Raw genomic sequence first — 6,231 nt, 5'->3', positions numbered from 1 at the left:
CCAGCTTATGGAACACTTGACATTTTGGGGTGTTTTGCAGTACCATGAAAGTAGGAGAGCTCCTTTCTTTTGGTGTTTTACTTCTTCTTTTTTCCTTGTTTTCATGTTATCAAAAAGGAGCTCTCCTTTTAATATTTTTGGAAGAATTTCTTCCGCAATCTTAAAATTTCTTTCCATGACTTAATAGGGATCATAACATTTTAGGCGAGTTTACTTTCCGAATACAGGTTCCAATAAATTCATTCAGGCAAAGTATGGTAAAAATTTAAGGGATTACTTGATGAAATTCAAAATTAAGATTTATAATGATTATAGTAAAGAAAATATCTTTCCTGATGTTACAGTAGATCCAGGTATAATTGTGGTTCGAAAATGCAAATTTGATGGAGAGAATATAATTTCTTATAATGACGAGAAAAAAGTGCCGCAAGTAGCTTTAGATGAAAAATCTTGGTCATTTTTAACCAAAAAAGAATATGAACTGATAAATAAAATTGAAAAAGCTGGTGTGAAGTTAAAAGATTGGGATATAAATATTTATCGAGGCATTTTAACTGGTTTAAATAAAGCCTTCTTAATAGATTCTCAAACAAGAAAAAAATTAATTAAAGAAGATTCAAATTCCAAGAAATTCATAAAAAAGCATATAAGGGGTAGAAATATATTTAGATATAATTATCAGTTTAATGATGAATGGATAATTTTGATAAAGAGTGGTTGGACTGATAAAAGCAGGGGAGAAGTTTCAGCTGAAAAATATTTTAGAAATGAACTCCCTGCTATTTATAATTATCTCAGTGAAATTGGAAATAAAATAAGAAATGGAGAAATTAAATGTAAAGGGAAGGGCTTATTTGAGAGAGATGATCAAGGGGATTATTGGTGGGAATTGAGAGAATGTGATTATTATGATAAATTTTTGACTCCCAAAATAATTTACAAGGATATCTCAGAAAGATTAGCTTTTGCTTATGATAATGAAAATATTTATTTTAATAATACTGTTTATTTTTTAGACTCTGGAAAAAAATATTTGCTGGCAATATTGAATTCAAAACTAATAAATTTTTATTACAAAAGAAACTCCTCAAATTTAGGTAGTAGGGCTTCTAGAGGGTTTAAAGAATTTATTAGTGAAATTCCATTAATAGCGAAAATATCTCAGCGGAAAAAAGATTTATTAAAGAGAAGAGCTAATAATATCATTAGAATGAAAAATAAAATATTACAAAAAGAAGAATTAAAGTTTCTTAATATTATAGAAAGATATATTTCTGAAAAAAGTCTGGTACTTAGAGAAATTATTGAGGATTCATTTTATAATAAAATCTATTCAGGTAAAGCCAGAAAAGTTAGGGATTTTACAGTGGATATCAACACAAATATAGTTACACTGTATTCGGATAAATCAAGCAGCGGCAAATATGAGCTTCTTAAATTTGAAGAAGATAATAAGAATAAAAGGCATTATCTAAAGTATTTCCTGGAAAACTTAACTGAAGAAAAGCTGGAAGAAATCAATGAGACTCATAGTGGAAATTTGCTTAAGAGGGTGCTTCAAATAGAAATACCTGATTATGATAAAGATCATGTGGTTAGAAAAGTAGTCAATGAATGGGAAAGTTTGCAGAAGGAAATCGAGGAATTGGAGAAAGAGATAGAAAAGACTGATGACGAAATAGACCAGATGGTATATGATTTATATGAGCTGACTGACAAAGAGATTAAAGTCATTGAACAATAATATCAAAGGAGGTGTAAATATTTTTGAAAAGGTCATAAGCATCAAAAATTTTGGTAGATTTATTGATTGCACCCCGGCTTTTGATGGTTTTGCGGAATACACTTTAATTTTTGGTGAAAATGGAATGGGAAAAACCACATTTTCCACCTTATTTAATTCATTAAAAAGTGAAAAACCTTCATATATTAAAGCAAAGGCAACATTAGGAGATTTTGGGGACCCAAAAATCGAATTACTATTTAATGATAATAATAGAATTTATTTTGAAGAAGGGGAATGGTCTGAAAGTTATTTTAATTTAGAAGTTTTTAATGAAATATTTGTTAATAAAAGGGTATATATTGGAGATAGAGTAGAAATTGATCAAAGAAAAGCCCTTTATAATTTTGTTTTGGGAGAGGAAGGGGTCGATTTATCTCAGGATTTAGCCATTATTAAAAAGAAGAGTAGGCGTTCAAAAAACAGGAAAGAAAATGTTAAGGAAATAATTCAGGAAAAAATTAAAGGATCTTTGAATTTTGAGCAATTTTTGGATTTGAAAAGTATTGAAAATGTCAACAAAATGATTTTGCTGCAATATGATAAATTAAAAAGAGTTTATGAAAATGAAGATATACAATCTAAAGAAAAATTAATTGAGTTAAATCTTGAAAAAATCCCATTTGGAAAAATAAAAAACAGGCTTGAAGAAACAATTGAAGATATTTCTGAAAATGCAAAAGAAAAAGTCGAAGAACATATTTATGAGAATCTAGATTCTGAAGGTGAAGAATGGATTTTTAAAGGGATGGAATATGTTTCAGAAGAAGAGGTTTGTCCTTTTTGTGGTGTGAATTTAGAAATATCCGAGTTATATAATCTTTATGAAGATTATTTTAGTGAAGAATTTGCAAATTTAGAAAAAGATATAAAAAAAATCAAACAGAATATTTCCGAGATGGTTTCCGATAAAAGATGGCAGGAAATAAATCATATAATACAACAAAATCAAAGTAAATACGATTTCTGGCACAACTATATTGATTTTGAAGCTAAAATGTTGGATTTGGATATTGCAATACAGGATTTGGAGAATTTAAAAGAATCTTTAATAGAAGATATAGAAACTAAACAACATAATTTGTTAAAACAAAAAAAATTTAATGAAAAAACTTTTGAATTTATTAGTCTGTTCTTGGATTTGAATAAAAGGGTTAGAGAGTATAATAGTGAAATAAAACAAATAAATAAATTTATTGAAGAAACGAAAAAGGAAACTGGAGAAGCAGACTTAAATGTAGAAATTGAATTTTTTAATTTCCTATTAAATACAAAATTGCGTTTTGAGAGTCCAGTTAAAGAATTATGTTTTTTATATAATGGATGGAAAAGGAAAAGAGATAAATTGGAAGCGAAGAAAGAACAATTGCAAGAGGAAATTGAAGAATATACAAAAGAAATGTTAGATAATTATCAGGAAAAGACCAATGAATTTTTAGGAAAATTTGGGGCGGATTTTAAAATTGATAAAGTCAGAAAGTCATTTAGGGGAGATTCTCCTAATATAAAGTATAAAATTAGTTTGAATGAAGTTCCTTGTGATTTAAAACCTTCAGAAGATGGTTATGAAAGTTGCTTTGGTAATATTTTAAGTAGTGGGGATAAAACGACACTAGCGTTAGCATTTTATTTGGCTAAGCTAGAAAAAGATGAAAATTTAGATAAGAAGATATTAGTTTTTGATGATCCTATTTCAAGTTTTGATAAAGATAGGATAACTCGAACTGTGAAAGAAATAGTGAAATATTCAGAAAAAGCAAAACAATTAATTTTACTTTCTCATTATAAGGGGTTTCTTTGGGAAGTATATAATAAAATATTAAGAAAAAGCGATAATTCAGATCAGGAAATTGAAAGTGTTAAAATAGCAAGAGATGGATCAAGCAATAGAAAATTTGATAATTGGGATATAGAGAAGGATACTGAGGGAGAATTTTTATCGGACTACAGAAAACTTTACAATTATTATAATAATAGTTCAGTCAATCCTTTCGTCGCAAGAACAAAGATAAGGAGTTTGTTAGAAAACTTATTATTATATTGTTTTCCAACAAATTTTAAAAGAACTGACACTTTAGGCGATATGTTGGCTAAAATCAAGGATTCTCCTAAAGAATGCAAGATTAGTGTATTAAAAGGTGATATTTATGAGGAGCTAGATGATTTAAATGAGTATTCAATTACTGGACACAGTAGTGGAGGGAGCCAATCACGTGATATAGACGAAATTGAATTAGAAGATAAAGTAGACAAAGCTCTATCTTTAGTCGATAATATGTATCCTAGATTATAATAATACATTGCGAATGATTATAATATTATATTCTTCTTCATAACAGTTGATGGAGTTCATATATATTGGATTATAAAAGATACTCGCTCCTCTAATTGCTGGTTTTTATTTAGCGTTTGAAATCAGGTATTTACTTAATCTATTTTCTGCAATTAAAGATGCTAAATATATACCCTTTTGGAAGAAATTGTAGACGGTTTTTGCCAAGGAATGTGGAGAAGAGCCAAAAAATATATACCGGGGATTAACCTCGGTAAATTCATCTAAAAATAATTCGTTAAATATATGCTCTTTGCACTTACCATTCATCAATTTTTTCAACTTCCTCAATGCGTTCACTAAGAATTTCTTCCATCATTTGTTGGTGTTCTTTTACTGCCTCCTGAAACTTATACCAGTCAGTCTCTTTATATGAGTCTGTGTCTTTCCAATTATATTCTTTTAGAAATTGATTTTTAGGATTAAATTCAATACCAATATACGGAATTTCAAGCTCATATTTTTCCGGATAATCCTCTTCGACAGCTCTGTTAAACCATTCATGCTCATAATATTCAGGCATTTTTTCTGTTCCATATTTGAGAGCCAATTCTTTGTATTGATGGATTCTATCCGCACGTTCATCCCATTTATCTATAATCTGACTAATATCATTTTTGAGTTTTTCTTTTACTTTATCGCCATTGCCATAATAGGCAAAAAGTTTTTCATATGTTTTATCCAAAGCGTCAAGAAATCTTTCCTTATTTACAACTTTTTCATCATCAAGTCTTGGATCCTCCCACGTTTCATCAGGAATATCTGGGCTGCGACGAGCGTTAGTATGACAAATATCAATAGGGTTCTTAAGGGTAATTGAGTTATAACCTTGCGCTAGTCCTATAAAGTTTTGGTGGGCCCAAGTATCAGTAAAAGCATGGATGGCTAAACCAATTTTATATGGATTTTCACTATTTAATGCCTTTTCCAACATTTCATTAGCATTACTATTGTTGGGAGTAGTGGTTAAAGGAGGACATTTTTCATCCGCTAATTTATTTGAATATTCATCTACATCTCCAGGGACAAAATGAAAGAAGGGATATATTCTTTGCAATTTTGTTTGTGGTTTTGTTATATTAAATGTTTGGCTAATATAATTTTTATACTCATTTTCTGTGTCCTTATTTATTTCAAAAACAACATTATTGTCGTCAACATATTCAGCTGAGTAAGCTATTTTATGTGCTCGTTCGGCATCCAAACCCGCACCAACACAAATGAGGTAAGTTACGTAATAATGGAATTCAATATCCATATAAAATATAACCCTCCTTTAAAATGTTTGTAAGATTTAATCTATAATCATAATTAAATATTTAATTTAATAATCCTGCAAATTATTTTATTATAAATTTGCAGTAGCTTTCTTATCATTATCGAGTGTCATAGATAAATTGCATGAAAAGCTTATATTAATTGATATTTTAAATCCTAATTTTCTTGCACCCATTTTGCACCCCATAGACAATAATTTTAGCCTTTTATAGACACAAGCAGCGACTTGCTTATTGCTTGAAAGTGCCTTATAACCGGGGAAGAGAGCCAGTAGGCAATAATGGGCTATAATGGCTGACTCAGATTCCTAATCTGCAGGTCGCAGGTTCAAGTCCTGCTAGTCCCGCCATTTTATTTTTTAAAATGTATCCTGGATAGAAAATCAACTAAACCCGCGGCATAAAGCTGCGGATTATTATTTTTTGAAATGCTGAAGGAGAAAGAAGGATTTTTTATTTGCTTCCAGAAATAAACAAATAGCCAGTCTGCTGGGGCAAAATATACATAAAATTGGGGAGGGCTTTTAGTGGCCAAAAATTATAATTATCAAGATCGTATTTTAAATCACGTGAGAAAGAACGATATTAAGGTTACCATCTATCTCATCAGTGGTTATCAGTTGAATGGTTATGTAGAAGGATTTGATAACTTTACAATCATTCTTCGCAGCAGCGGTAAAAATAAGCTTATATTTAAACATGCTATTTCTACAATTGATCCCTCTGAACCTATTAAAGGAGCTATGCCTGGAGAAGAAGAATAATGATTGCCCGGGGCTTGACGGGGGTTGATCAGCGATAAATAGCAATTGGCCTTGAAATTGAAGAGACCGGTCTGT

General features: G+C 29.9%; 4 protein-coding genes. 3 read left to right on the top strand and 1 reads right to left on the bottom strand.

From position 1 onward, the window contains the following. Window positions 1-280 precede the first annotated feature (280 nt). Window positions 281-1,744 (top strand): TaqI-like C-terminal specificity domain-containing protein, encoded by a 1,464-nt coding sequence (locus tag BLT15_RS02665; protein WP_089758391.1) that lies wholly within the window; start codon window positions 281-283, stop codon window positions 1,742-1,744. Then, on the top strand, window positions 1,734-4,076 hold the full coding sequence (locus BLT15_RS02660) for an AAA family ATPase (protein ID WP_089758389.1): 2,343 nt from the start codon (window positions 1,734-1,736) through the stop codon (window positions 4,074-4,076). Before BLT15_RS02665 ends, BLT15_RS02660 begins: the two co-directional genes overlap by 11 nt. A 298-nt stretch (window positions 4,077-4,374) precedes the next feature. On the opposite strand, the gene BLT15_RS02650 is transcribed toward BLT15_RS02660, so the two are convergent. Continuing rightward, window positions 4,375-5,373, bottom strand: a complete 999-nt coding sequence (locus BLT15_RS02650; RefSeq protein WP_089758385.1) for a DUF6765 family protein — start codon at window positions 5,371-5,373, stop codon at window positions 4,375-4,377. A gap of 546 nt (window positions 5,374-5,919) precedes the next feature. Between BLT15_RS02650 and hfq the strand changes: the two genes are divergently transcribed. After that, a complete protein-coding gene (gene hfq, locus BLT15_RS02640; protein ID WP_089758383.1) occupies window positions 5,920-6,156 on the top strand; it encodes an RNA chaperone Hfq in 237 nt (78 codons plus the stop codon). Window positions 6,157-6,231: the final 75 nt, after the last annotated feature.

It is taken from the genome of Halarsenatibacter silvermanii, from assembly GCF_900103135.1.
GTDB classification, from domain to species: domain Bacteria; phylum Bacillota; class Halanaerobiia; order Halanaerobiales; family Halarsenatibacteraceae; genus Halarsenatibacter; species Halarsenatibacter silvermanii.
Note: the sequence above shows the minus strand (reverse complement) of the source record. Positions and strands in the feature narration are given on the sequence as shown.

What these genes read in the sequence shown, in the direction of transcription:
- BLT15_RS02665 (WP_089758391.1), top strand. Translation starts at nt 281, where the DNA reads ATGAAATTCAAAATTAAGATTTATAATGATTATAGTAAAGAAAATATC.
- BLT15_RS02650 (WP_089758385.1), bottom strand. Translation starts at nt 5,373, where the DNA reads ATGGATATTGAATTCCATTATTACGTAACTTACCTCATTTGTGTTGGT.